This is a genomic window from Bacillus sp. KH172YL63, from assembly GCF_011398925.1.
Taxonomy (GTDB): domain Bacteria; phylum Bacillota; class Bacilli; order Bacillales; family Bacillaceae_B; genus Rossellomorea.
In genome coordinates this window covers 656667-682160 of sequence record NZ_AP022842.1, presented here as the reverse complement: position 1 = coordinate 682160, position 25494 = coordinate 656667, and the positions used below count along the sequence as shown (strand labels likewise).

Genomic DNA, 25494 nt, shown 5'->3' with positions numbered 1-25494 from the left:
AAACGCACACATATAAGAAGTCATAGAAAAAATAGTCCAATAGATTGGTATTAAAGGAGGAAATGAGTTTATGAAGAATGTACTGTCTTTTGATTTTTGGCAAAAATTCGGTAAAGCACTGCTTGTGGTCGTAGCCGTCATGCCCGCTGCAGGAATCATGATTTCCCTCGGTAAATTGATTGCGATGATGGGTGGAGACATCACATTAATGCAAACGATTGCAAGAGTAATGGAGGACATTGGTTGGGGTGTCATCACGAACCTTCACATCCTGTTCGCAGTAGCCATCGGTGGATCTTGGGCGAAGGAGCGTGCCGGCGGGGCATTTGCCGCACTGATCGCCTTCATCCTGATCAACCGCATAACAGGGGCGATCTTCGGCGTAAGCGGAGATATGCTCGGAGATCCGGAAGCAACCGTCTCCTCCCTATTCGGCCAGACGCTGATCGTTTCAGATTATTTCACATCGGTGCTTGGGGCACCCGCATTAAATATGGGCGTATTCGTCGGCATCATTTCAGGTTTCCTTGGTGCCAACCTATTCAACAAATATTATAACTACAGTAAATTGCCGGATGCCCTTTCCTTCTTCAACGGAAAGCGCTTCGTACCATTTGTGGTCATCCTTGGTTCCGTTGTGATCGCAATCGTGATGGCGCTCGTATGGCCGTTCATCCAGGGAGCATTGAATGATTTCGGTCAATGGATCGCAACTTCCCGCAACTCGGCACCGATCATTGCACCATTTGTATTCGGTGCTTTAGAACGCCTGCTGTTGCCATTCGGATTGCATCACATGTTAACGGTTCCAATCAACTACACGGAACTTGGCGGGACTTATACGATCCTGACAGGTTCTAGCGCTGGATCGACAGTAGCAGGACAAGACCCATTATGGCTTGCGTGGATCGCCGACCTGAACAACTTCCTGGCTGCAGGTGACACAGCAAGCTACAACCAGCTTCTGCAAGACGTCACACCTGCCCGCTTCAAAGTCGGTCAAATGATCCTTTCTTCCGCTGCATTGATCGGGATCGCTTATGCCATGTACCGCAATGTGGATAAAGATAAAAGAAAGAAATACAAATCCATGTTCTTCTCTGCCGGCCTGGCAGTATTCCTGACCGGTGTCACAGAGCCGATCGAATTCATGTTCATGTTCGCTGCACCGCTTCTATATGTTGTGTATGCAGTCATGACCGGTCTTGCATTCGCGATTGTGGATCTCATTCACATCCGCCTCCATTCATTTGGATCAATTGAGCTGTTGACCCGTGTGCCGATGATCATTAAAGCAGGACTGTGGCTCGACCTGGTAAACTTCGTCATTGCCTGTCTCGTATTCTTTGGCTTGAACTTCACGGTTGCGAACTTCCTGATCAAGAAGTTCAACTTCCCGACACCTGGCCGAAACGGTAACTATATCGAAGATGAAGCTTCATCAGGCGGAGCAACCGTCAGTGCCGACTCCATCGCACCACAAGTGGTGGCCATGCTTGGAGGAAAAGAAAAACATCGTCGACGTGGATGCGTGTATGACCCGCCTCCGTGTCACGGTAAAAGATACAAGCCTTGTCGGAAGCGAACAGGAATGGAAGAAAAACGGGGCACTCGGCCTCATCATGAAAGACAAAGGCGTACAGGCCATCTATGGTCCAAAAGCAGATGTCATCAAGTCTGATATCCAAGACCTCCTTGGAGCCTGATCTATGAAATTACTCACGTTGAACTGCCACTCATGGCAAGAAAACAACCAGCTCGAAAAAATCGCTATTTTAGCAGATGACATCGCGGAAAAATCCTACGATGTCATCGCCCTTCAGGAAGTCAGTCAGCTCATCGACAGTGACATCCTCCACGGGCTCGTGAAACGGGACAATTACGCCGTCGTCCTTCTCGACGAACTGAAAAAACGCGGCGTCACCGATTACTCACTCACCTGGGACTTCGCCCATATCGGCTACGACGTTTATGAGGAAGGCGTCGCCCTCTTGACGAAGCACCCGGTAGTGAAAGAACACTCCTTTTTCATATCAAAGAGTGAGGATCAATCATACTGGAAGACCCGTAAAATCGTAGGGGCCACCATATTATATGAAGGAACCCCCCTCACCTTCTACTCCTGCCACCTCGGCTGGTGGTCGGATGAAGAAGAACCATTTAAATACCAGGTCGATTCCCTCTTGGAACAAGTGACCGGAGAAACACCTTTCTTCCTTATGGGGGACTTCAACAACAACGCACATGTCAGACATGAAGGCTACGATTACCTCATGTCAAAAGGGCTTGTCGATACATTCGTTGAAGCAACCGATCATGACCAGGGCATCACCGTCGAAGGTAAAATCGCCGGCTGGGACGACAATAAACACAATTTACGCATCGACCTCATCCTTGCCAGCGAAAAAACGGCGGTGACATCCTCAAAAGTCATCTTTAATTCGGATAATAAACCCGTTATTTCAGATCATTTCGGCGTGGAAGTGGTTCTTGGGTAATGAAAAAGCAGCTGATCTTTGATCGGCTGCTTTTTTATGGGGATTAGCTGCTGATGAGAGGGGTGTGGGGGATGGTTATCGGCGATATTTTGGATATAACGGCGAAAATTTCATTTTAACGGCGATATCTCTGATTTAACGGCGAAATATCATTTTTATCGGCGATATCCTGGATATAACGGCGAAACCTCTTTTTGCACTGATATTCCAGCTTTAACGCCGAAACCCCTTTTCACGCTGTTATCCCAGCTTTAACATCGAAACCCCTTTTCACCCAGCTCTCCCGGTTTCGCCAAAGCCCCCACTCCCCCCAACGTTTAGCAAATCCCCATCAGTGGTACAAATCACTATATCAATCAAAGGAGGTTCTACCATGGCTCAAAAACGCGCAGGGCAGGTTGCAGCGAATATCATGGAAACGTGGAATATTAAGCATGTATTTGGTCTTCCCGGTGATTCAATCAATCACTTTGTCGACGTATTGCGGAGTGAGAAAGAGGAGATTGACTTCATTCAGGTCAGGCATGAGGAAGTCGCGGCACTGGCTGCCTCTTCTTATGCAAAGCTCACTGGAAACATCGGGGTTTGTTTGTCCATCGGCGGACCCGGAGCCATCCATCTATTAAACGGGTTGTATGACGCAAAAGCTGACAGTGCTCCTGTGTTGGTTCTTGCCGGTCAGGTGGCGACGGATGAGCTCGGGATGGATTCGTTTCAAGAGGTTCATCTGGACCGATTGTTTGCAGATGTTTCAGTCTACTGTGAACGTGTCTCATCACCTGAAGCATTCCCCGATCTGATGAATCAGGCGATTCGTACCGCCTATGCAAAGAAAGGGGTATCTGTGTTAATCATCCCGGATGATCTCCCGGCACAAAAGATCGACGTTGGCGTGAAGGATACATCCAGCATCCCTGCTGCCACCATCGCCGCACCCCTTGAACAGGATGTCAAGAAAGGGATGGAGTTGGTACATAAAGCGACACGTCCCGTCATCCTGGCAGGAACCGGATCCAGGCATGCCGCCCGGGAGCTTGAGAGCTTTGCTGAGAAGATCGCAGCTCCGGTCATCTTTGCACTTCCAGCCAAAGGAACCCTCCCGGATGAACATCCCCACAACCTCGGGCAGCTGGGACAGATCGGGACAAAGCCTGCTTATGAAGCCATGGAAGAAGCCGATCTGCTCATCATGATCGGGACTTCATTCCCGTATCGTGATTTCCTTCCTGATGATACGCCGGCAGTGCAGATTGACGCTGACCCTGCTCAAATCGGAAAGCGTTATCCGGTTTCCGTCGGCATCGTCGGGGATTCAAAGCTTGTGTTGAAACAGTGGAATGAGCAGTTGACACGTAAAGAAGACAGATCCTTTTTGGAAGAGTGTCAATCTAATATGAAGAATTGGTGGAAGCATGTTGAAAAAGATGAATCGGGGGATACCCCACCTATCAAGCCTCCCCAGGTCATAGCAGCCCTTAGGAAGATCGCTGCTGATGATGCCACATTATCCGTCGATGTGGGAAATGTGACGGTGTGGACAGCCAGGCATTTCAAAGTCACCAATCAACGGATGATTTTCTCAAGCTGGATGGCGACGATGGGCTGCGGCCTTCCCGGAGCAATCGCCAGTGCCCTTGCGGAGCCTCAACGCCAGGCGATCGCTGTGTGCGGAGACGGTGGCTTTACCATGGTGATGCAGGATTTCGTTACAGCGGTTAAGTACAAGCTTCCGATTATCGTCGTGATTTTAAATAACCGTAAAATCGGTATGATCAAATACGAACAGGAAGCAAGCGGACATCTGGAATATGAAACCGATCTAGAAGACATCGATTTCGCTCAATTTGCCAAAGCATGTGGCGGGGAAGGATACCGGGTCATCAAGCATGAAGACCTGCAGCCGGCTTTTGACATGGCTCTCAGATCAAACAAACCGGTCATCATCGACTGCGTCATTGAAGATCAGCCACCGCTTCCGGGGAAAATCAATTTTGAACAAGCGAAAGGATACTCCAAGCACGTCATGAAAAAGTTTTTCAAAGATCATGAAGTTGACATGCCGCCATTGCGGAAGGCATTGAAACGTCTGTTTTAACAGGCGTGGGTAAAAACCGGACGATGATTCGAAACCCATTTTCGGGGTCGAATCATCGTCCGGTTTATTTGTAAATACCACTTTCCAAGTGTTGTCCGTTCACAACCACCGGCCGATCTCCGGTAATAATCTCCCCCACCCAATAAATCCTTTGAAACCTTCCCGCCCCCTCATCCGTATATACACTATAAACAGAATCACAACCTTGAAAGGGGAACATTATGGGAAACATATTACTATTTTCAGTGATTGTCGGATTGGTGATGGCGCTCTTGCTTGTACCGGTCACTATCATGAAAAAGCAAAATAAAAAAGAGGGATATCCTTCCTTCACTGCTTTATTTGGGGGAACATTCCTGATTGCCACCGTGGTGGTATTTGTCAGCTATTACCTGACGAATCTGGATCAGAATTTCACGAGTGTGTGGATCTTCCTGATTGTCGCTTCTGGATTCGGGGCAACACTTGCGACCGGCAAGGAGCGAATGGCGAAAGGGGTATTGTTCCTGGCAAGTTTATGTGTCGGGGCTTACTTCATGACTGCGTTCATCTTTAATGCCGATGAGAAGTTTGAATCAGCCAAGATGGAGGTCAAAACGGAAATCCAGGCGTTTGATGAGAAAGAGACGCCTGCAAGCGTCCCTCCACAGTTTGCACGGAATAAAATGAAGAAAGCATTCGGTCAGGTTCCGAACACCAGTTATTACGAGCTTGGGAATCTGCAGATCCAGAAGATTGACGGTGAATATGTGTATATTGCACCTGTCGAGTTCTCAGGATTTTTCAAATGGTTCAAAGGGGACGTTACCCCTGGGTACTTCAAGCTGAGTGCCACCGATTCCAATGCGAATCCTAAATTCATCAAGGAAGAAATGGTTTACACACCTTCCGCTTTCTTTAATAAAAAGATCGAAAGGCATATCCGTTTGAACTATCCGAAGCAAATCTTCAATGGAGATGTCCAGCTTGAGATTGATGATGATGGGAAGCCGTTCTACATCCAGACGTACGGGGATTTCATTTCTGCACGGAATGGATTTGAAGTTGACGGGATCGTCATGGTGGATCCGAAAACCGGTAAAACCGACTCATATAAGATTGACGAGGTTCCGGCATTCATCGACGGAGCCGTCTCACCTGAAACGGTCAGCCTTCAGAACAGTTATTTCGGTAATTATGTGAAAGGCTTCTGGAACAGCCGCTTCGGTAAGTCTGATGTAAAGCTTCCTTCAGATGAAGGAACGGAAGCGAACGTGAGCCCTATTTTTGACGAAAATGGCGACATGTACTACTTCACGGATTTCACATCGCCGAAAGAAGGCGTCGATTCCATGTTGGGTTATTCCCTGACAAACTCAAGAACCGGTGAATCGACATTCTACACAGGTAATCTTGAAGAATCTTATATGGATTCCCAAGGTGCCCTGCAGATCATCCAGAAGAAATTCATCGAGAAGAAATGGGACGGGGAAATGCCGGTTCTGTATAACTTCTACGGAGAAGCAAGCTGGCTGACACCTGTCCTTGATGCCAATGGCTTCTTACAGAACTATTTCATCGTATCGGCTGCCAATCCGGAAATTTCTGCGTATGCAGGTACGCCGAACCAGGCGCTTAAAGCTTATAAAACAGCACTTCAACGTGGCGGCGGCAGCGTAGACGGCAGCTCGAAGGCAGAGGAAAAGCAGGCCAACGGCACGGTCGTCCGGGTTTACAAGGAAAAGTCAGGTGATTACACCGTCGTATCCTTCCTGCTCGATAATGGGAAGAACTATATCGTTTCTTCTGAAAACAACTTGCTTGCCATCTATCTGAAGGAAAATGACAAAGTGAACGTCACTTACTTGGATACGGGAGAAGCATTCCTGCCTGTGAAAGAACTGACGATTGACGGATTGTAGAATCCATCCAGCACTGAAACAAGATGATTGAACAGAAGAAAATCCGAACGGTTTCTCGACATGCCTGGCAGGCTTCGAGTCCGTTCGGATTTTTTCATGGGCTATAAATCTTCCGGTCGATTGATATTGCGGAAGTACTCTTCCTCTTTCATTTGAACATATTTCACGTTGATGTGTGTAAAGAGGCTTCTTAAAGATCTTTTCCCTGAGGACAGCTGACCTTCTATTACATCTTTCACGGTGTGATGATACACAGCGATAAGCGGCTGTTCCCTGCCTGCTGCGACCGGGACCACTGCCTCCACACCCGGTTCTATTTGTTCCATCAAGTACCGGCAAATCTTCTCCCCGATAAAAGGCACATCCGTCGGCAGCACGATATACCATTCAGCATCCCCTTCATCCATGGCGGTGAATATACCTGCGAGTGGGCCTTGACCTTTGTACGTTTCCTTATCAGTCATGATGCCGATTCCTTGCGCCTCATCGAACAAATGGAGAAGTTCAGGCCGGGTCACGACGATGATCGACGAACAAAGGGGCTTTAACGCATCGAGGGAATATTGATAAAAGGCTTTTCCGTCCCGTTTGGCAAAAGCTTTCGGAGAACCGTATCTCCTTGATTCGCCTCCTGCCAGCAGGATGCCTGTCCATTCTATTGTCATAAACACCACTTCCTTCTTTTATATTATAAATCTTCAACCCTCTCTCCCAGCCATTCACAAAACGCTTCTGTCTCATCCGACCTGAAGATCGGTATGTCATAGTCTTCATGTTTCAATGGCAATGGTGTCATGATTGCTTTGATTCCTGATAAGTGGTCCAGCAGCGGCAGGTCGTGATCATCCCGTATCAGCACCACTTTATCAAAATCATGCTCCTTATAGCCTTCAATCAGAAGTACATCAACCTCCATCAGCTGATAGAATGAGAGGATTTGATCCAGTTTCCATGAGGGTTTGCTCATGGTCAGTTGTAAGACCCCTTCCCCTTCGACACCCGTCATGACGGCACCTGCTTCTTCATGCTTTCTCGTATCGGTGTTTTCAACAGCGGCAGGGGTTCCTCCATGACCATGATGCTTCAAGCTCGCAACCTTGAACCCTTTTTCCGAGAAGAATTGGATGAGCCCACTGACCAATGTTGTCTTCCCGCTCCGCTTATATCCGGCAATCTGAAAAATGAACATATTAATCTCTCCTAATTGTTCTACTTGTGATAGGATGAAACTAGACTATTTCTATATTAAAGGATGATACAGCATGAGCGAATTCACTCATTTCAATGATCACGGCAGAGCCAAGATAGTTGATATCAGCGATAAGAAAGAAAGTGCCAGAAAGGCGCTGGCCCGTTCAAGTGTGCAAATGACGAAAGAAGTATATGAGAACATCATTCACCAGAATAATAAAAAAGGGGACGTTTTGGGCGTTTCCCAAATTGCCGGCATCATGGGAGCCAAGCAGACATCCTCTGTCATTCCGATGTGCCACCCGATTCCAATCAGCGGGGTTGATCTTACTTTCAACTGGGAGTCTCTTTCAGAAGAACGCTATGAGTTGGTGATCGAAGCCGAGGTGAAAACGGTCGGCAGTACGGGTGTTGAAATGGAGGCATTGACGGCCGCTTCCGTAGCAGCGCTGACTGTCTATGATATGTGTAAAGCAGTAGACAAAGGAATGATCATCGGTCCCACCTATCTACTTGAAAAGAGCGGCGGCAAAAATGGTGATTTCAAACGTATGGAGAAGGACCCGGAATGATTTCCGGCGTCCTTTTTTTTGCAGCCGAAGGAAACGACTTTATGAAGAGCCCTTCGTCCGGTTGATGGATAGCAGGAGTAGAAATGAAATCCCGATGCTGATCAGCGCATAATACCAGGCAATCCGGGTTTCACCTGTTTCGAGGGCAAGGTAAATGGACGTTGGGATCGTTTGCGTGACGCCCGGTATGTTTCCTGCAAACATGAGGGTCGCCCCAAATTCCCCAAATGCCCGCGTGAAGCTGAGGATCACGCCTGTGATAATCGATCGGTGGGATAACGGCAGGATGATATGGGTCAACAGCTTCCCTTCAGATGCCCCGTCGACCATGGCGGCATCGACAACTTGTTGATCCACTGACAGAAATCCGGTCTTGATCGACTGATACATCAACGGAAAAGCCACGACTGTGGCAGCGATGGTGGCGGCAGTCGCCGTAAATAACAGGCTTCTGCCGGTCATCCACTCCACCCATTGTCCGACGGGGCTGTTCATTCCGAATACAACAATGAGAATAAAGCCGATGACCGTAGGCGGCAGCACCAATGGCATGAAGAAAATCGTTTCGATGACCGCTTTTCCTTTTATCCTCCTGGTCGCCACCCCGTATGCGGCGGTAAGCCCCAGTATGAATGTGATCACGGTCGCCGTTAACGCGACGGTAATGGATAATTGAACAGGAAACCAGGACCATTCCATCAAGAGCCACCCGACTTTTTCTCGGCTGCAAAACCATATGATTTGAACAGCTTCAACCCTTTGGCAGACAGTGCATATTCATAGAAGGTTTCAATCTCATCTTCATTCGAGGACCCGCGGCCGTCAATCTCAGCCATATAGTATGTAATCGGTTCATGTAATTCTGGATCGATTTCTTCCACGATGTCGATATTGTCGGCATGGAGTGTGTCACTGGCGTATACAAAGCCGATATCAACTGCGCCTGTTTCCACCAAATTCAGCACGTGGTGAACATCTTTTGCGAATACGAGGCGGTTATCCCCTGACAACATATCCCACGCACCGACAGCCTGGAGCATCTGCTTTGAATAGGTTCCGGCTGGAACGGCATCCGGCGTACCGATGGCAACTTTTTCATCCGATGACAGGAAAGAATCGAAACTGTCGATTGCCACCTCCTTGTGCTTTATCAACACAAGGCGATTTTCAAAGATCGGGAATCCCTTCTGTATGAAGCCCTTTTCCTCAAGAAGTACATAATCTTTTTGTGAGGCCAGGAAGAACAGATCCACCGGTGCTCCCTGCTCCACCTGTTTCCGAAGGGTGCCGGTGCCGCCAAAATTATACGTGACGGAAATGTCAGGGTGCTCTTTTTCAAACCTGTCTTTCAATTCATTTAAGCTTTCGGTCATACTCGAGGCAGCAGAGACCGTAATATTGACAGGTGCGTCTGTATCTTTTGTAAAAGGACTGCACCCGAATATGAATAATATTGAAAATAGTATGAGAGAAATACTGATCCGTTTCAATGTGTTCATCCTTTATTCTACAAGTCTTTGTTGAGCTCCATGACCATATGGCCAAGCTCAGGCAGGATCAGCTTATTCATCGCAAGCTTGACCGCACCGCTTGAACCGGGAGTGGAAAAGATGGCTGTATGATTTGCGACTCCTGCAATCGCACGGGAAAGCATGCTTGCAGAACCGATATCAAGCTCGTAACTCAAATAGCGGAATAACTCTCCAAAGCCGGGGATTTCCTTCTCAAGTAAAGGCTGCACCGCTTCTATCGTGACATCCCTCTTGGCAATTCCCGTTCCCCCATTGATGATGATCGCTTCAATCTTCTCATTCTCCACCAGACGCTTCACCGCGTCCTGAATGAGCCCTTTTTCATCAGGGACAATGTCATACGCAAGGATGTCGTGATGATCTTCCTTCAATAACTCATGAAGGAGCTTCCCGCTTTTATCAGTCTCTTGATTCCTCGTATCGCTTACTGTGATGATTCCACACTGAACGATTTTCGGAGACTTTCTTCTATGTTCTTTCAGCATGTCTTTCCCTCCTCATCATCCGCCGCTTACAGGTGGAATCAATGCCACGGTGTCACCTGATTGGACTGTATCTTCATTTCCTGCGTATTCTTCATTGATTGCTGCCATTACAGCATCCAAACGTGTGAGATGGTGGGTGTTTTGAAGCTCAGCCTTCAATTCTTCAATCGTCACCCCGTCCATTGGTAATGAGAGCTTGTCAGTGCCTGCTTCTTCCTGCAGGTGGGCAAAAAGTAATACTGTTATCATTGGGTTTCATCCTTTATCTTAGGTTTTCCTTCCGGATATGGAACATTCTCCAATTGATCGCCAATCCACGTTTCCCCGTCTTCCCAGTGCTCCTTCTTCCATATCGGCACGATTTGCTTTATCCGTTCAATCGCGTATTCATTCGCTTCATAAGAAGCCTTTCGGTGGGGGGATGAAACAGCGATGATCACGGCAATGTCTGAAATATCGAGTCTTCCGACACGGTGTGTAATCGCAACGATGGTGTTTGGCCATTTGGCTTGGATTTCATCTCCGATCGTTTGCAGCATCTTGATCGCCATCGGTTTATACGCCTGGTACTCCAGATAAACGGTCTTCTTCCCTTTTGTCCATTCCCGGACCGTTCCGATAAACGTCGTGACAGCCCCTGCTTCTCTTCTCGTAACCTTATCCACCAGCTCTTGAAGCTCGATCGGTTCGTCTGTCACGTTAAAAAGTACTTCTTTCACGTCCATTCCCCTTTCCCGTTTCTTTGTAACGGTATGATGCGGATCCTTCTTGGTCTTCAAGGAGGAGAGCACTCACTTTCATCCCCTTTTCGTATCCTCTTGTCCCGGCGGGCAAAATGATGAGTACGTTTGTCCCCGCCAAAGAAGCGACAGACCCTGACTTATCCAGACCATTCGGATACACCTTCACTTCTCCGTCTTGGAATGCCATATGGCCCCTCACGAAGCGATCAAATGGATTCGGCTTGGTGAAGTCTGCACCAAGTGCAGCAGTGATGCTCTTTATGAACGGATTTTCACATCCAATGGAAGTACGGATGACTGGTCTTGTAAAGAGTTCAAATCCGACATAACAGGCGGAAGGATTCCCTGATAATCCGAACAACAATGTGCCGTCTTTCTCGGCAACCGTCGTGACACTTCCCGGTCGCATCCCTACCTTATTAAAAAGGACATTCGCCTCCAGCTTTTCGTAAATTGCCGGCAAGTAATCATAATCCCCTACAGAAACGCCACCGGTCGTAATGAGGATATCGACTTTCGAAAGGGCGTCCACTACCTTCTCGTAGCACGTATCAAAATCATCGCTGAACTGCCCTAAATAGACAGGCAGCGCTCCGGCACGTTCAATTTGGGCATTGACCATATAGGCATTGCTGTTTCTGATTTTGCCGGGCACAAGCGGTTCATCGACTTCCAACAGCTCACTTCCCGTCGCGATCACCCCTACCTTCGGCTTTCTGCTGACCGGCACGCTTTTATATCCAAAGGTCGCAAGCAGTGCGACGATGCCGGGATTGATAAAGGTCCCCTTTTCTGCAAGGACCGTCCCCCGCTTTGTATCCTCACCCTTGAATGAAATGTTGGCACCCGTTGGATAGGCCCGCTTCAATTGGATGAAATCCATTCCGTCGATTTTCAGTTCTTTGACCAGCTCAAGCATGACGACTGCGTCACAGCCTTCTGGAATTTGAGCGCCGGTCATAATGCGGACCGCTTCCCCTGACGCGACCGTAGGTTCATAAACACTTCCAGCCCCGATTTCACCGGCCACTTTGAATTGGACCGGTTGATCGGCAGAAGCTTGTTGTGTATCGATGGACCTGAGGGCAAATCCGTCGTACGGAGAGCGGTTAAAGCTTGGGACATCGTGATCGGCAAGCAGATCTTCCCCCAGAAAATGTCCATTCGCTTGTTCAATCGGAACAAATTCCACACTGCCGGGTTTTGCAAATGTCATTACCCGTTCAATGGCTTCATGTACTTTGATCGGACTTCTTTTCTTCACCATAGCTCCTTCTCACCCCATAATCTGATAATATATTTTTTTTGCGTGATCGATTGAGTTTGTGCCGTGGACCATCGTTCTTCCATCTTTAAAGAACATCAAGCGGTGAGATCCGTATTCGAGTGAAATCAAATATTGGTTTTTCTTTATGTTTCCGAGCTTTTCAAGCCTCGCCGACAATTCATCAATATGAAACGGTTGTCCTGCACGTATGAGGACCGTATTCCTGCCGCACAGCACTTCCGTTTTCGTTTGTGCTTCGTAGTTTAAATATGGAAAGCTTGGGTTTACCCCGCATGTCGGGCAATCCTCTTTTTTGGCCCGGTCTACCTTGATAGTTTGATAATGATTATTCCAAAGATCAAAGAGTACGAGGCGGGACCTTAATGAATCGTGGTCCCCAACAAGCAATTTCAGCGCCTCGGCCGTTTGATGGGCAGCAACCATCTGGACCGCCGGGGAAATGATGCCGACCGAATCGCACGTTGCCCCGGAATAGGGCATGGCATGTAATAAACACGTGATACACGGCGTGTGCCCCGGCAGAATCGTATAACTCATCCCCATACTTCCGACACAGGAACCGAATATCCAGTGGATGTTGTGTTTCTGGAAGAGATCATTCATCATGAAGCGCACGTCAAAATTATCGGTCGCATCGATGACGAGATCGACCCCGTCAAGTAAAGGAAGGAGATTCTCAGGAGTGGCATCCATGATATGGGCATCAATTTCAACTTCAGAATTGATTTGAACCAGCCTGTCCCTCCCGGCGACCGCTTTCGGAATCTGTTCCCTTGCGTCCCGTTCTGTAAACAATTGCTGTCTCTGCAGGTTACTGTACTCGACGTAATCCCGGTCGATCACCGTCAGTTTCCCGATCCCCGCACGGACAAGGATTTCCGCATTGGCCGTCCCAAGCGCCCCGCATCCTAAAATCAAGACGTGCTTTTCACTGATACGCTTCTGTCCACTTTCACCAACCGGTTTAAATAGGATCTGGCGTGAATACCGTTCGTTCATCTCAATCCCTCCCTTCTATTATATTTGTTTTATGATTTGGCTGTATTGTAAACCTTGTTGTTTATGTAAGCGATGGGAGGTTGCTTTCCGCACACCGACACCCCAGAATCCTGAATATTATAAAACGACAAGTTTTGCGAAGATAGCAAAAAATGAATCCTATTGCGGTCATTATAACCTAAATAGGATTCAAATTTATAACATAAAGGGACAGAGCCCTGAAAATGAAAGTTAGTTGACTTCCATTTCCAGATCATCAATCCTCTTTTCTAAATAGTTCACATCTTTTTTCGCTGTATAGCGGTCTGCTTTTTCAACAGTGATGGCAATGTTGTAATCAGGGATTTTCGAGAATTGTTCATATCGGCCTTTCGGAAGCAGGCAGTTTCCTTCAGGAAAATGCACTTCGATGTTTCCTTTCGCGATATCAACGAATTTCGCACGGCCCTGGAACACACCATAGCCATTGTGAAGGACGATGCCTTCTCCTTCAGCAACACTCAACTCCTGTGCATCCTCTTTATTGATCAGCACATCGTATCGTTCAGCGTTGTTGAATGGATCTGTTTCTTTATACACCATTGAGTTGAATTGCTTCCCTCGTCGTGTCGTCAAATAGAACTCATCAGGTTTTTTGTTCAGATCAGGGATTTCTACAGAGATCAGGTTCCCTTTTCCGTCCGGCGTCGGGCAGATTCCGCCTTCACATAACCAGGCTCCGCCCCATTGGAAGACGTCCCCTTTCTTTTTCAGGTTTTGAATGCCGTCATAGCTTGGATTCGCAAGGGCGATTTCGTCACGGATTTCCTGACCGGTCTTGAACTCAACCAGGCTTGCCTCTTCACCTTTTACACGCTTGGCCAAATCGATATATATCTTCCATTCGGCACGAGCCTCTTCAACCAGGTTCTTATTTCCTTTAATTTCAGGAGAGAAGTACACCATCCGTTCCGTTGACGTACTCGTTCCGCCGCCTTCCTGCTCATAGCGTGTTTGCGCAGGCAGCACAATGACCGCTTCTTTCGCATCCACCAATGTGGACGTATTCAGGATAATATCCTGATGAACGCGGATTTCAAGCTCGGATAAAGCTTTTTCGATGAAATCAGGGTTTGGCATCGTCTCAAGGAAGTTACCGCCGCTCATATAATAAAGCTTCATTTTACGCTCATGGTCGCTTGGCAATAAGATGTTTTCAAGGGTGATCCCGACGACATCCCCTTGCCATTTCGGAAGATCGAAGCCCCATAGCTTTTCGATGCGGTTGATATTTTCACCGGCAAAGTCACCGCCTGGGAGAACAAATGGGTCAGCACCCATCTCTCCGCTTCCCTGAACACTTGAGTGTCCACGGAACGGCATCAATCCTGCATACTTTCTGCCAAGGTGACCGCGAAGCAGTGCAAGGTTCGCCACCTGCGAGATGTTATCCGTTGCAAACGAGTGCATCGTCAAACCAAGTGCCCACACATACACGGCATTTTCACTTTTAGCTAGCAGTTCAGCCAGTTCAGCGATGCGCTCCTGTGTAATGCCTGAAGAAGCAGTGATTTCTTCCCATGATTGAGATTGAACGGTATTCTTCAATTCTTCGTAGTTATTCACGTGCTCGCTCACAAATTGATGATTGATGGCAGATCCGTGATTGTTCTCTTCCATTTCGAACCAGTGCTTCATGATACCGTGCATAAAGGCGATATCACCGCCGATATTTACCTGATACCAGTCATCGGCAAGCTTTGTGCCGAAGATCGCAGACTCTGCGTTTGACGGTATCCAATACTTATCCATCGCCGGTTCTTTATAAGGATTGATGACGATGATCTTCGTACCTTTTTTCTTCGCTTCCAGCATATATTTGGTCGATACAGGTGAAGCGTTTGACGCCACGCTTCCCCATACTAAAATGACATCTGTTCCGATCCAGTCTAAATAGTTTGAAGTCGAAGCCCCGACGCCGACCGAACGCTTCAGTGCCGTCTTTGAAGGGGAGTGACAGATGCGGCTCGCATTGTCGATGTTATTCGTCCCCAAGAAACGGGCTACTTTCGCCGCTACATAGTAGCTCTCATTCGTGATCCCTCTTGACGTTAAATAAAAAGCATACTGCTTTGGATCGAGTGACTTCATCTTATCCGCGATCATATCCATCGCATCATCCCATGTCAACCTTGAAAATGAACGCTCTCCCTTGCGGCGGATGAGCGGATATGGAATCCGTCCCAGTTTCCGCAGCTCGGTGCTGTCGTATTGACGAAGCTCATCGATATCAGCATGGAGAATTTCAGGCTTGACCGCCGGCATCGTATTCAATCTCAGGACATTCATCCGTGTCGTACAAATATGTGGGCCAGTCAATGTCTGGTCGTTCAGACCGGATACACCAAGCGCACAGCCGTCACATACCCCTTCTGTCAGGATCCGGGTTGCATACCCCATATTATCCCTGTTATCCCAAGCGATTTTCATTGTATCCCGAATATGCTTCGGCTTTACTTTTCCTAATCCAAACGGTATCGGACTTACCCATAATGACGGGTCTGGTTTTATCTGCTTTTTCTGTGGTCCCGGGTGTTTTGTTTTACCCATTTCACATCACTCCTCATGTTGATTACACAAACTTTTCTAAATAAATAAAAAACCACCGTAATCTCCCTGTGCGGAAATTGTTACGGTGGTTAGTCTTTAGCAGGGTCGCTGCCAAGTGCCAATCCTGGTATTCTATTTGCAATATTTCATTTCAATATTTTCCTCAAAGATGAAGATGGACATCCCAAAATCTCGATCAATATCTATATCGACGAATAAATCGACAAATGCACATCCTAGAAACTCTTCCATTTCTTTAGGAGGATTGTTCCGGTATAAATCTTTGACCATTTCTGTCCGGGCTGATTTCAGGATTTGTTTCCCTTTATCTGTTCCTGAAATGAATTTTTCAACAGGAGAGAGGTTCCCTTCCATTTCACAAATCGCCCAATTTTTACAGAACGTCGTATTGATCTTACTCGGACCCTTTCCCATATGTTTTTTTCTGAAAGAACGGACTAAGTTACTGAATTCTGCTTCATACTTATTCATTGAACCCTCCCGCTAAAACAAGTGTGTCTACAACTATATTACCACACTCTTTCAGAATATAAGACTATTTAAACTCAGCTCGCTACCGAGTTCTTTACTTTTTCATCCAGCTTCGCCCGTAATTTCTTAATATCGATACGGATCAAGAATGAAACGACGAGGGCAATGACAAATAATCCAGCAAAGAACGTCAAGCTTCCTGCGTAGCTTCCTGTTGAGTCCTTGATATACGCTGCAAACAGTGGACCGACAAGCCCCGCTGCCGCCCAGGCGGTCAAAATATAACCGTGGATTGCACCCAGTTGTTTCGTTCCGAATAAATCCCCGATGAATGCCGGGATCGACGCGAATCCTCCACCATAGCATGCATACACAATGACAACCATCACAGCATAAATCGATTGTGTCGTAATGTTAGGAAGGAAGAAGAAAATCGGAATCTGCAGCAGGAAGAATGCAGTATATGTATTGGCCCTGCCGATGTAATCTGAAATCGATGCCCATCCGATCCTTCCAAGTCCATTCGCAATTCCGAGTCCGCCTACAAGTGCTGCTGCCGCTTCTTTCGTCAAGCCGATGCTCTCAACCGCAAGTGGCTTCATGGCAGATATGACGGCAATCCCGCAAGTGACATTGATGAATAACATGATCCATAAGTAATAGAATCTTCTTGTTTTAATCGATTCGTTTGCTGTTAATTGAGATAAATCCTGAGGAATTTTCTTCCCGCCTTCGCTGAACCCTTTCGGCACCCAGCCTTCTTCAGGTTTCGCCAGGTAAAGAGAAGATAATGTCATAATGATGAAGTATGAAATCCCAAGAACAAAAAATGTGTTGGCAATCCCTACTCCTGAAATGAGATCATTCATGATCGGACTGGCAATTGCAGCTGCAAAACCAAAGCCCATGATGGCAAGACCGGTTGCAAGACCCCTACGGTCAGGGAACCATTTCACAAGTGTTGATACCGGTGCGATGTAACCTACACCCAATCCGATTCCACCAAACACACCATAAAATAAATACAGTAAAGTCAATGAACCTGTGTTCACTGCCACGCCGGAACCAATGATCCCCACGCCAAAGAAGAGTGCAGCAAGTAAACCTGATTTTTTCGGTCCATATTTTTCAACAAAGTGACCCATAAACGCTGCAGATAAACCTAAAAATAAAATAGCTAAACTGAATGTGAACTGGACCTGCTTGGCTGTCCAGCCAAACTCCTCCATCAATGGAGTAGTGAAGTTACTCCAAGCATAAACCGATCCGATTGAAATATGGATCCCTACAGCAGAAGCTGCGATTAACCATCGATTCTTTGCTTTTTTTTGCATGATTCCCACGCCCTCTATTATTTTTTCCAAAACAAAAACCGCTAACCTCCAAAAAAAATGCAAAAAGGCATTTCTTTTTTTGGAAGATTAACGGTTAGTAAACAGCAGGATTCGCTACTATTGGCCCAACAGTTACAATCTTTAAATAAATCTCCACATAAATATAACCGAAGACAGGAGCGCTATCCCGAATCAAATTTATGTTACAGATTTGTGAACTTGTAAAAATAATAGCATGAAAACGTTTGACATTTCAACTTATTTTTAAATTTTAGGAAAACGCTCCCGCTTGTTTTCTCAATTTTTTTGTGTTTAGATGATACTAATTATCATTTAATAGTAATGGGTGTGAACAATATGGATGAAATGATGAGCCAACAACGGTCCATCACGAAATATAGAAATGGCAGACTGGAAGAGTTGGAAGATGATATCGTCATAGAATTTGCCCTTACCATCTTCATCAACGGAGAAGAGTTTGCCACAATGGTGTGCTCCCCTACTCATTTAGAAGAACTGGTCATTGGCTTCCTCGCCTCTGAGGGCGCCATCCTTTTTAAAGATGACATAACCGATTTCAAAATCGATCAAGACGGGGGCTTCGCCTACGTCAAGCTCAAAACAAAGATTGATATGGATCAAAGGCAATATGCTAAACGGGTCATCGGATCCTGCTGCGGGAAAAGCAGACAGTTTTATTTCCAAAACGATGCCCGCACTGCCAAGACATCGATGATGAAGACGACGATCCACCCGGAACAGTGCATACAACTGATGAAGGCGATGCAAGAAAACAGCCATGTGTTCAAAAATACCGGCGGCGTTCACAACGCAGCCCTATGTACCACCAGTGAAGTGCTCATTGACCGGGCAGACATCGGCAGGCATAATGCCCTCGATAAATTATACGGATATAGCTTAATCAACAAAATTTCCGTCCGGGATAAAATCCTCGTGTTCAGCGGCAGGATTTCTTCTGAAGTGTTATTGAAGGCTGCCAAGATCGGAGTCGGAATGGTGCTTTCCAAGTCTGCCCCGACCGATCTTGCCATCAAGCTCGCCAATGACTTGAATATCACGACAGTCGGATTCATCCGTGGAACATCTTTCAATGTCTATTCACATCCAGAAAGAATCATAGATCAGCCAGAAGTGTAACCTGGAAAGGAGGAACCTCAACATGAATCAACCAGTGCTGGACAAGCTCAAGCGCCCTCTCCGCGACCTGCGCATATCTGTCACGGATAAATGCAACTTCAGATGCACATACTGCATGCCTGCTGAGATTTTCGGGCCTGACTTTCCTTTCCTGAAAAAAGGAGAGCTGCTCTCGTTCGAGGAAATCGAGCACCTGACCAACATCTTCGTGAAGGAACTCGGTGTAAAAAAGCTCCGCATCACCGGAGGAGAACCCCTCATGCGGAAAGACTTACCCATGTTAATCAGTAAATTAAAACAAATTGACGGATTGAACGATATCGCCATGACAACAAACGGATCCCTTCTGCCTAAGTTTGCAAAAGATTTGAAAGCTGCAGGATTGGACCGGGTTTCAATCAGCCTGGATTCCTTGAATGATGATATATTCGGAAGCATCAACGGACGGGGTGTGTCGGTCCAAACAGTATTGAACGGCATCGACGCAGCCTCTGAAGCAGGCCTGAAGGTGAAGATCAATATGGTCGTCAAGCGGGGGATGAACGAGCAGGAAGTCGTTCCAATGGCTGAATTCTTCCGTGAAAAAGGCCATATTCTAAGGTTCATAGAATATATGGATGTCGGAAACTCCAACCAGTGGAAGCTGGACGAAGTCTATTCTAAGCAGCAGATCCTGGACGACATCCACAAAGTGATGCCCATCGAACCGATCGATCCGAACTACAAAGGAGAAGTCGCCAAAAGGTATCGTTATGTGGGAAGCAAGGAAGAAATCGGCGTGATCTCATCTGTATCTGACGCCTTTTGCTCAAGCTGCAACCGTGCCCGTTTATCGGCAGACGGAAAATTGTTCACCTGCTTATTCGCATCGAACGGACATGATCTCAAGACCATTCTTCGTTCAGACGAAGCCGGCACAATCACCGACGAAATCAAGAATATATGGTTCGGCCGCCAGGACCGCTATTCAGAAGACCGTGAGAACAAGTCCCTTGAAAGAAAGAAAGTTGAAATGCATCATATCGGCGGATGATGTTATATTGATATAACAAAATTGAGGTATTAATTTTTGAGACACGCATTACACCGCTGTTGATTTCCGCTCCACTCAAGAGTGAACGAGCAGTTGTATGTAGCTGAACATAAGCGTTTCATTCACAAAAAATCCGGACGATTGATTTGATTATAATCTAAATCGTCCGGATTTTTCTTTTATAACAATACTGCTTCATACATGTATTCTGCAGGTTCCAGCTGTTGATTGGAGTGCAAGACGAAGACTCCTGCGGGAAAAGCGGAAAAGGTGAGACCCCGCAGGAGCGCTAGCGACGAGGAGGCTCGCCTTCCGCCCGAGGAAAGCGAAGTCTTGCACGGAAATCAACAGCGGTGTATCTGGTGATGCAAGAAACTCACAGTGATTGTTCGCCTTTATCCTACAGGTGATGATGTTCAACCTACCATCAAATTAAAAGTATTGATTGATTTCCCCACAGAGAACTCCTTCATACCTCAATCATTCTCCCCTGCATTCGCATAGTACACAAGATTGTCCGTCCATTTGCCGAACTCATAGATGAAGCCTTTTCTTGTGCATTCATACTGCATGCCGATGCTTTCTGCGAGCTTGATGGAGGGTGTGTTGTCAAGATTGATATGGGCTTCGATCCGGTGATAGCCCAGTTTGGTGAATGCGAGCTGAAGCGCTGCACGCATCGCTTCCTTCCCGTATCCCCTGTTCCAATAAGTATTATGGACGGTGTACCCGGCCCGGCCCCAATGAAAGTTGTACCTCATGAGCGTGGAGAAATCGATCGTCCCGACGGTCGGTCCTTCCTTCAGAAAGATTCCAAGAATATAGACTTCATCCTTTTCCATCATTTCCTCCTGCTTCTCCAGCATGTCACGGAACCAGAACTCCGTGCACTCTCTCATATCCTGAAAGCCGACATCGTATTTATGCTGTGACGGAAGCCTGTTCATATGCTCCCTTATCCAGTTGCCGTAATCACTGTTGGTGAAAGGCCTGATCACCAGCCGTGGTGTTTCAATCGTTAAGTCTCTATGCTTCACACTCACACGTCCTCTTTTATGGTCTTATTTTAATAGTATCAATGGAAGTGGGAGAATGATAGATTTTATTCTTCTCGCTCCAACACCGCAGATTTACCACATTTTAACAGACGGAAGGCGCTCCTCTGCCGAGAAACGCCTGCATCATTACTTATCCTTATTCCATTCTTCCTCTAACTCCCGCTCAATCTGCTCATCAGACAGATATTCTTCATCGAGCTGCTGTACATGCTCGGTGATGCGGTTAAGCTTGAAATGAACGACCCAAAGGCTGATTCCCACGAAGACCATGAATAAAATGACGATGAGTCCAAATTCCATATAATCACGCCTCCTTTACCTATGTTTATTAAGTAAACAGAGGAAAAAGAAGGCTTATTCACGAAAAAATCAGGAAAGGTTAGAAAGTCCCCCTTCACCCAGAAGAGACGACATACCAATGATCTTCAAGCTTTTCGATTTCAATGAAGTCCCCACCGAAATCACCTGTCCGGGGCTTTTCATCCGAGGATGAATAGACGAAACCGGTGAAGCCCTCAAGGATCCCCCGAAAGGTAAAGAACAGAATCATCGTTTCCCCATTCTTTTCCTCTACGACAATCTCCCCTCCCCCTTTTGAAAGTCCATCATACTCCTCTGGAAGATGGATGAGGGTATCGTTATGAGCGACATTCGGCACGAGGTCTCCGCTCTCCACTTTTTTCACAACCGTTTCACGGTCCCCTTTATTTAACTTGAAGTCCATGTCCAGTACCACTTTTGTGAACGGAAAAAAGACGAGCAAAAGAACCGTGATGGTCTGGATCAGAGCGGGTTTCACGTTCCGTTCCTTAAACAGGAGGATGAGGGAGAACACCGCCACTGTCAGAAAATATCCCCAGGATGCCACCCAGGCGAAAGGCATGAGAAAAGGAGTCAGGATTTCGACGAGATTCCATTGGAGAAAGGCGAGTCCAATCATGAGGACACTGGCTGTAATCGACAGGATCAGTATGCTTTTCCCCAACATCAGTATGCCTTTGCCCAATACACCAGATGTTTTGCTCCCTTGCCGCAACACACGCATGTATCAGCGATCATTTCCTGCTCGAAAGGCATGCATCTGGAAGTCGCACCGGTTTCTTCTTTGATCTTGTCTTCACATACCCGGTCGCCACACCACATCGCTTTAATGAAGCCGCCTTTTTCAGAGACCGTCTCCTTGAATCCGTCAAATGAAGTCACAACCTTCGTTTTTTCTTCACGATGCGTTCTGGCTTTTTCAAGCAGACCTGCCTGGATGTCCTGCAGCAATTCACTGACTTTCCTCTCAATCTCCTCTATTAAGACCGTGATCTTTTCACCGGTATCCCGTCTTGCAAGCACCACCTGTCCATTCTCGATGTCCCGTGGACCAACTTCCAAACGGAGAGGGATCCCCTTCATTTCATACTCATTGAACTTCCATCCCGGCTTCTTGTCACTCGCATCGATTCCCACACGGACACGTCCTGATAATTGATCCTTCAATTGATAGGCAAAATAAAGTACCCCTTCCTTGTGTTGGGCAATTGGCACGATCATCAACTGGGTCGGTGCGATCCTTGGTGGAACGACAAGGCCCCGGTCATCTCCATGCACCATGATCATCGCCCCGATGATGCGGGTCGTTAGCCCCCAAGACGTCTGCTGCACGTGCTGAAGCTTCCCTTCCCGATCGGTGAATTGAATGCCGAACGCTTTGGCGAATCCATCCCCCAAATGGTGGGAAGTTCCCGACTGAAGGGCTTTCCCGTCATGCATCAGACTCTCGATTGTATACGTATATTTCGCACCGGCAAACTTCTCTTTTTCCGTTTTCTGCCCCTTAATGACAGGGATTGCGAGCAGCTCTTCACAAAGCTCTGCGTACACCTCCAGCATCTTTACCGTTTCATCATGGGCATCTTGATCGGTCTCATGACACGTATGCCCCTCCTGCCATAAAAATTCCAGCGTACGGAGGAATGGACGGGTCGTCTTTTCCCAGCGCACCACATTCGCCCATTGATTGTACAATTTAGGCAGATCACGATAGGAGTGGATAATGTTTTTATAATGCTCGCCAAACAGGACCTCAGACGTCGGCCGCACACACAGTCTCTCCGCCAATTCCTCTTCCCCGCCATGGGTCACCCACGCCACTTCCGGCGCAAATCCTTCAATATGATCCTTCTCCCGCTGCAGCAGACTTTCAGGGATAAAAAGCGGCATATACACATTTTCATGACCGGTTTCCTTGATTTTGGCATCAAGAGCCTCCTTGATATTTTCCCAAATCGCATATCCGTAAGGCATGATGATCATCGACCCCCGTACGCTTGAATAATCGACAAGCTCAGCCTTCGTCACCACATCCGTATACCACTGGGCAAAGTCTTCCTCCATGCCCGTCACATCTTTCACAAATTCTTTCGCCATTTTGTGCACCTCGTTTGATTTATTTGATTTATTTGTTGATTTCAGCATTGTCGTCGCTTGGTTGGGAATGATTTTGGGTATGGGATTGGGGCTGCGGATGGGTTTATCGGCGATATTTTTCATTTAACGGCGAAATCTCACTTTTATCGGCGAAATTCTGAATATAACGGCGATATCCCATTTTTATCGGCGAAATTCCGAATATAACGGCGATATCCATTTTCAACACCATCTCCCCTTCTCCAGAAGAGCCCACTAAAATGACCGCAACCCATACAACAAAAAAAGCCCTGCTTCTCATCAGGGACCATTTCTGGCGGTACCACCCTGATTCAAAGCAAAGCTTTACACTCATTCCATGATAACGGTCTCGAACCGCTGATATCTTCAATCGATACAGAACTTAGAGGCAGGTTCAAAGGTTCATCCATAGGGGCTTTTCACCAAGCCGCCCCCTCTCTGAAAAGACAAGGTCCCTTTACTGATCCTCGGCAATGTTTCATATATTTGAGATGATTATATAGAGATTTAAAAGGGGTGTCAATTGCATTTTATTCACCCGGTTTCACCGCTGTCACTTCGAGCTGGGTAAATGCTGAATCATGGATGGCATAAAAATGTCGGGCATCACCCAAAATATCGAGTTCCCTTTGAGGTCCGTCCCCGGTAAGCAACATTTTTTCAATGGAAGGATCCACGGCTTCTCCACATAAGATCGGAATTTTTAATCCGCTCTCGGTTTCAAGGTCGAAGCCTGCTGTCGTGTATGAGGTTTCGCCGTCGCTTTCAAAATCCAGGTAGGCGTTCGACCGGTACCAGCTGTATCCTTCTTCGCCCCGTGAGATGCTTGCGACTCCCAAAGCGCCTCCATAGTCATAGAAGACGATTGTTTCTCCTTCATACTCTTCGGTGGAAAGCAGGGTCGATTTGAGGTCACCTTCGACCTTGCTCGTTCCATATTCAATGGCTTCTTCCTTCGTTTCAAACCATTCCCGGTCGTCCTCATTGCTGCAGGAGAATAAAGCAAGGATACACATGAAGGCTAGGACAATGCCGCATCCCTGTTTACATCGCATAAATCTTCTCCATCTCCCTGCTGAAGAAATCATTTCCGTTCCGCTCATCGAAATCACCTGCAATCTCTTCGGCGATTTCGGTCATCATATCGACGGCAAATCCCGGACGGTGTCCCGCTTCTATCAGCTTGCGGTGAAGGATGACCCCGCTCATGTAAAAATAGAACATGCCGTATGGGTCCTTGGCGCTGTCGGCGTACTCAATATGGCGCTCTAACACCTTGATCCCTTTCACAGGGTCCGTCATGGCAAGGAAACGGATATGTTCCGATGCCTCGACCAGGAAATGAGGTTTATCATAGATGAAAAAATAGCCCTCGGACTGATAGCGTGCCGCTTCCTCAATGCGTCCGCCTTCCAAATAAGGGAGAAGCAGCTTGCTGTATGTGAGGTGGGGGATTTCACCGCAGCTCACTTCTTTGGATAATAACAGCTTCTCGATCGGTTCAGCCTTGTCAATCTCCCCGATCAGATGGAAATATTCCAGCTGCGTCTGATATTCACATGCTTCGCAGTCTGCAAGTGCGTCCCTTTCTGCTTCAATCCATCGGCTGTAATATTTCTTTGCACCTTTCATGTCCCCTGTTTTCAACGCCATCTTATGCTGGTGCTGATAATAAGGACGGAGGCTGTACCCGTATTTTTCATAAGCTTCTTTAAAATCATCGAAAAAGGACTGGATCAGCTCCGTGCTGATTCCCGGCATTTTCACAAGATGCTCGGCCATCCATTTGTAAATCCAGAAAAAGTATTCAACCCAATCCTGCAGATTCTCTTCATTATCCAAAAAGAATCCGCTGCACCATTCAAAATGATCGAAGAGCTCTTCATATTCCCCAAGATAGTTAACGGTTCTCATGATGCCGAAACGGCAGCAGAATTCTTTATATAGATCCCCTTCCTGTTGGGCAATGTTCAACAGCTTCTCCAAGCCGTCCCATTTCTCAAAGCTTGGTTCTTCCTGGTTCATCCACTCTTCCCATTTATCCCAGTACTGATCCACCGTCATCTTCATCTGCTGACCCCCTTGTT

At 47.0% G+C, this 25494-nt stretch carries 24 protein-coding genes, 2 pseudogenes and 1 other annotated feature; of the genes and pseudogenes, 8 read left to right on the top strand and 18 right to left on the bottom strand.

Annotation, left to right across the window (positions count from 1 at the left end; genetic code table 11):
- The first annotated feature begins 70 nt into the window (after positions 1-70).
- The 4 genes and pseudogenes from KH172YL63_RS03360 (at position 71) to KH172YL63_RS03345 (ending at position 6494) form a co-directional block, all read left to right on the top strand.
- Positions 71-1706 (top strand): annotated as a pseudogene (locus KH172YL63_RS03360) (PTS transporter subunit IIBC).
- A 3-nt stretch (positions 1707-1709) separates the two neighbouring features.
- Positions 1710-2498, top strand: coding sequence for an endonuclease/exonuclease/phosphatase family protein (locus KH172YL63_RS03355; RefSeq protein ID WP_173104785.1), 789 nt, complete (start codon positions 1710-1712; stop codon positions 2496-2498).
- Between the two features lie 373 nt (positions 2499-2871).
- A complete protein-coding gene (locus KH172YL63_RS03350; RefSeq protein WP_173104784.1) occupies positions 2872-4593 on the top strand; it encodes a pyruvate oxidase in 1722 nt (573 codons plus the stop codon).
- Between the two features lie 221 nt (positions 4594-4814).
- On the top strand, positions 4815-6494 hold the full coding sequence (locus tag KH172YL63_RS03345; protein ID WP_173104783.1) for a hypothetical protein: 1680 nt from the start codon (positions 4815-4817) through the stop codon (positions 6492-6494).
- Between the two features lie 101 nt (positions 6495-6595).
- Here KH172YL63_RS03345 and mobA read toward each other — a convergent pair whose 3' ends face one another.
- Together mobA and mobB are read right to left on the bottom strand one after the other, a co-directional pair.
- Positions 6596-7159 (bottom strand): molybdenum cofactor guanylyltransferase, encoded by a 564-nt coding sequence (gene mobA / locus KH172YL63_RS03340; protein WP_173104782.1) that lies wholly within the window; start codon positions 7157-7159, stop codon positions 6596-6598.
- Positions 7160-7182: 23 nt separating this feature from the next.
- Complete coding sequence (mobB, locus tag KH172YL63_RS03335) at positions 7183-7683, bottom strand: molybdopterin-guanine dinucleotide biosynthesis protein B (RefSeq protein WP_173104781.1); 501 nt, start codon at positions 7681-7683, stop codon at positions 7183-7185.
- 73 nt (positions 7684-7756) lie between these two features.
- On the opposite strand from mobB, the gene moaC reads away from it, so the two are divergent.
- Positions 7757-8257 carry a cyclic pyranopterin monophosphate synthase MoaC gene (gene moaC / locus KH172YL63_RS03330; protein ID WP_173104780.1) on the top strand — a complete coding sequence of 167 codons (501 nt, stop codon included), beginning with the start codon at positions 7757-7759 and terminating at the stop codon, positions 8255-8257.
- A gap of 39 nt (positions 8258-8296) precedes the next feature.
- On the opposite strand, the gene modB is transcribed toward moaC, so the two are convergent.
- The 10 genes from modB to KH172YL63_RS03280 all read right to left on the bottom strand — a co-directional run bounded on the left by modB (position 8297) and on the right by KH172YL63_RS03280 (position 17719).
- Complete coding sequence (gene modB, locus KH172YL63_RS03325) at positions 8297-8956, bottom strand: molybdate ABC transporter permease subunit (RefSeq protein ID WP_173104779.1); 660 nt, start codon at positions 8954-8956, stop codon at positions 8297-8299.
- Positions 8956-9747, bottom strand: coding sequence for a molybdate ABC transporter substrate-binding protein (gene modA, locus KH172YL63_RS03320; RefSeq protein ID WP_173104778.1), 792 nt, complete (start codon positions 9745-9747; stop codon positions 8956-8958). The genes modB and modA overlap by 1 nt, the downstream gene beginning before the upstream one ends.
- Before the next feature lie 17 nt (positions 9748-9764).
- Positions 9765-10274 (bottom strand): MogA/MoaB family molybdenum cofactor biosynthesis protein, encoded by a 510-nt coding sequence (locus tag KH172YL63_RS03315; protein ID WP_173104777.1) that lies wholly within the window; start codon positions 10272-10274, stop codon positions 9765-9767.
- Between the two features lie 15 nt (positions 10275-10289).
- Entirely contained in the window at positions 10290-10523 is a 234-nt protein-coding gene (gene moaD / locus KH172YL63_RS03310; RefSeq protein ID WP_173104776.1) for a molybdopterin converting factor subunit 1, read from the bottom strand.
- Positions 10520-10993 (bottom strand): molybdenum cofactor biosynthesis protein MoaE, encoded by a 474-nt coding sequence (locus tag KH172YL63_RS03305; protein ID WP_173104775.1) that lies wholly within the window; start codon positions 10991-10993, stop codon positions 10520-10522. Before KH172YL63_RS03305 ends, moaD begins: the two co-directional genes overlap by 4 nt.
- Positions 10974-12284, bottom strand: a complete 1311-nt coding sequence (locus KH172YL63_RS03300) for a molybdopterin molybdotransferase MoeA (RefSeq protein WP_173104774.1) — start codon at positions 12282-12284, stop codon at positions 10974-10976. Before KH172YL63_RS03300 ends, KH172YL63_RS03305 begins: the two co-directional genes overlap by 20 nt.
- Before the next feature lie 9 nt (positions 12285-12293).
- Positions 12294-13304, bottom strand: coding sequence for a MoeB/ThiF family adenylyltransferase (locus tag KH172YL63_RS03295; RefSeq protein ID WP_173104773.1), 1011 nt, complete (start codon positions 13302-13304; stop codon positions 12294-12296).
- A 231-nt stretch (positions 13305-13535) separates the two neighbouring features.
- Positions 13536-15893 (bottom strand): FdhF/YdeP family oxidoreductase, encoded by a 2358-nt coding sequence (locus KH172YL63_RS03290; RefSeq protein WP_173104772.1) that lies wholly within the window; start codon positions 15891-15893, stop codon positions 13536-13538.
- A 132-nt stretch (positions 15894-16025) separates the two neighbouring features.
- Positions 16026-16385, bottom strand: coding sequence for a Na-translocating system protein MpsC family protein (locus tag KH172YL63_RS03285; RefSeq protein ID WP_173104771.1), 360 nt, complete (start codon positions 16383-16385; stop codon positions 16026-16028).
- Positions 16386-16459: 74 nt separating this feature from the next.
- Positions 16460-17719 (bottom strand): L-lactate MFS transporter, encoded by a 1260-nt coding sequence (locus tag KH172YL63_RS03280; protein ID WP_173104770.1) that lies wholly within the window; start codon positions 17717-17719, stop codon positions 16460-16462.
- Between the two features lie 357 nt (positions 17720-18076).
- Here KH172YL63_RS03280 and fdhD point away from each other — a divergent pair, with 357 nt between their 5' ends.
- The 3 genes and pseudogenes from fdhD (at position 18077) to KH172YL63_RS21540 (ending at position 20320) form a co-directional block, all read left to right on the top strand.
- Positions 18077-18877 (top strand): formate dehydrogenase accessory sulfurtransferase FdhD, encoded by an 801-nt coding sequence (gene fdhD, locus KH172YL63_RS03275; protein ID WP_173104769.1) that lies wholly within the window; start codon positions 18077-18079, stop codon positions 18875-18877.
- 22 nt (positions 18878-18899) lie between these two features.
- Positions 18900-19910 (top strand): GTP 3',8-cyclase MoaA, encoded by a 1011-nt coding sequence (gene moaA, locus KH172YL63_RS03270; protein WP_173104768.1) that lies wholly within the window; start codon positions 18900-18902, stop codon positions 19908-19910.
- A gap of 224 nt (positions 19911-20134) precedes the next feature.
- Positions 20135-20320 (top strand): annotated as a pseudogene (locus tag KH172YL63_RS21540) (hypothetical protein).
- Positions 20321-20386: 66 nt separating this feature from the next.
- On the opposite strand, the gene KH172YL63_RS03265 reads toward KH172YL63_RS21540, so the two are convergent.
- From KH172YL63_RS03265 to KH172YL63_RS03240, 6 genes are all read right to left on the bottom strand, one after another.
- Positions 20387-20947 carry a GNAT family N-acetyltransferase gene (locus KH172YL63_RS03265; RefSeq protein WP_173104767.1) on the bottom strand — a complete coding sequence of 187 codons (561 nt, stop codon included), beginning with the start codon at positions 20945-20947 and terminating at the stop codon, positions 20387-20389.
- 147 nt (positions 20948-21094) lie between these two features.
- Entirely contained in the window at positions 21095-21268 is a 174-nt protein-coding gene (locus KH172YL63_RS03260; RefSeq protein WP_173104766.1) for a hypothetical protein, read from the bottom strand.
- A 94-nt stretch (positions 21269-21362) separates the two neighbouring features.
- On the bottom strand, positions 21363-21956 hold the full coding sequence (locus KH172YL63_RS03255) for a hypothetical protein (protein ID WP_232066109.1): 594 nt from the start codon (positions 21954-21956) through the stop codon (positions 21363-21365).
- Positions 21956-23386: a proline--tRNA ligase gene (gene proS, locus KH172YL63_RS03250; RefSeq protein WP_173104765.1), complete on the bottom strand. Its 1431-nt coding sequence runs from the start codon at positions 23384-23386 to the stop codon at positions 21956-21958. Before proS ends, KH172YL63_RS03255 begins: the two co-directional genes overlap by 1 nt.
- Positions 23387-23685: 299 nt before the next feature.
- Positions 23686-23890, bottom strand: a binding site (T-box leader).
- A 47-nt stretch (positions 23891-23937) separates the two neighbouring features.
- Complete coding sequence (locus tag KH172YL63_RS03245) at positions 23938-24462, bottom strand: hypothetical protein (RefSeq protein WP_173104764.1); 525 nt, start codon at positions 24460-24462, stop codon at positions 23938-23940.
- On the bottom strand, positions 24452-25477 hold the full coding sequence (locus tag KH172YL63_RS03240) for a hypothetical protein (protein WP_173104763.1): 1026 nt from the start codon (positions 25475-25477) through the stop codon (positions 24452-24454). Before KH172YL63_RS03240 ends, KH172YL63_RS03245 begins: the two co-directional genes overlap by 11 nt.
- Positions 25478-25494 lie beyond the last annotated feature (17 nt).

Coding starts and splice junctions, on each gene's coding strand:
- KH172YL63_RS03355 (WP_173104785.1), top strand. CDS start 1,710: ATGAAATTACTCACGTTGAACTGCCACTCATGGCAAGAAAACAACCAG.
- KH172YL63_RS03290 (WP_173104772.1), bottom strand. CDS start 15,893: ATGGGTAAAACAAAACACCCGGGACCACAGAAAAAGCAGATAAAACCA.
- KH172YL63_RS03300 (WP_173104774.1), bottom strand. CDS start 12,284: ATGGTGAAGAAAAGAAGTCCGATCAAAGTACATGAAGCCATTGAACGG.
- mobB (WP_173104781.1), bottom strand. CDS start 7,683: ATGTTCATTTTTCAGATTGCCGGATATAAGCGGAGCGGGAAGACAACA.
- KH172YL63_RS03260 (WP_173104766.1), bottom strand. CDS start 21,268: ATGGAATTTGGACTCATCGTCATTTTATTCATGGTCTTCGTGGGAATC.
- KH172YL63_RS03315 (WP_173104777.1), bottom strand. CDS start 10,274: ATGCTGAAAGAACATAGAAGAAAGTCTCCGAAAATCGTTCAGTGTGGA.
- KH172YL63_RS03350 (WP_173104784.1), top strand. CDS start 2,872: ATGGCTCAAAAACGCGCAGGGCAGGTTGCAGCGAATATCATGGAAACG.
- KH172YL63_RS03255 (WP_232066109.1), bottom strand. CDS start 21,956: ATGTTGGGGAAAAGCATACTGATCCTGTCGATTACAGCCAGTGTCCTC.
- moaA (WP_173104768.1), top strand. CDS start 18,900: ATGAATCAACCAGTGCTGGACAAGCTCAAGCGCCCTCTCCGCGACCTG.
- KH172YL63_RS03345 (WP_173104783.1), top strand. CDS start 4,815: ATGGGAAACATATTACTATTTTCAGTGATTGTCGGATTGGTGATGGCG.
- moaD (WP_173104776.1), bottom strand. CDS start 10,523: ATGATAACAGTATTACTTTTTGCCCACCTGCAGGAAGAAGCAGGCACT.
- KH172YL63_RS03245 (WP_173104764.1), bottom strand. CDS start 24,462: ATGCGATGTAAACAGGGATGCGGCATTGTCCTAGCCTTCATGTGTATC.
- proS (WP_173104765.1), bottom strand. CDS start 23,386: ATGGCGAAAGAATTTGTGAAAGATGTGACGGGCATGGAGGAAGACTTT.
- fdhD (WP_173104769.1), top strand. CDS start 18,077: ATGGATGAAATGATGAGCCAACAACGGTCCATCACGAAATATAGAAAT.
- moaC (WP_173104780.1), top strand. CDS start 7,757: ATGAGCGAATTCACTCATTTCAATGATCACGGCAGAGCCAAGATAGTT.
- KH172YL63_RS03240 (WP_173104763.1), bottom strand. CDS start 25,477: ATGAAGATGACGGTGGATCAGTACTGGGATAAATGGGAAGAGTGGATG.
- modB (WP_173104779.1), bottom strand. CDS start 8,956: ATGGAATGGTCCTGGTTTCCTGTTCAATTATCCATTACCGTCGCGTTA.
- KH172YL63_RS03295 (WP_173104773.1), bottom strand. CDS start 13,304: ATGAACGAACGGTATTCACGCCAGATCCTATTTAAACCGGTTGGTGAA.
- mobA (WP_173104782.1), bottom strand. CDS start 7,159: ATGACAATAGAATGGACAGGCATCCTGCTGGCAGGAGGCGAATCAAGG.
- KH172YL63_RS03285 (WP_173104771.1), bottom strand. CDS start 16,385: ATGAATAAGTATGAAGCAGAATTCAGTAACTTAGTCCGTTCTTTCAGA.
- KH172YL63_RS03280 (WP_173104770.1), bottom strand. CDS start 17,719: ATGCAAAAAAAAGCAAAGAATCGATGGTTAATCGCAGCTTCTGCTGTA.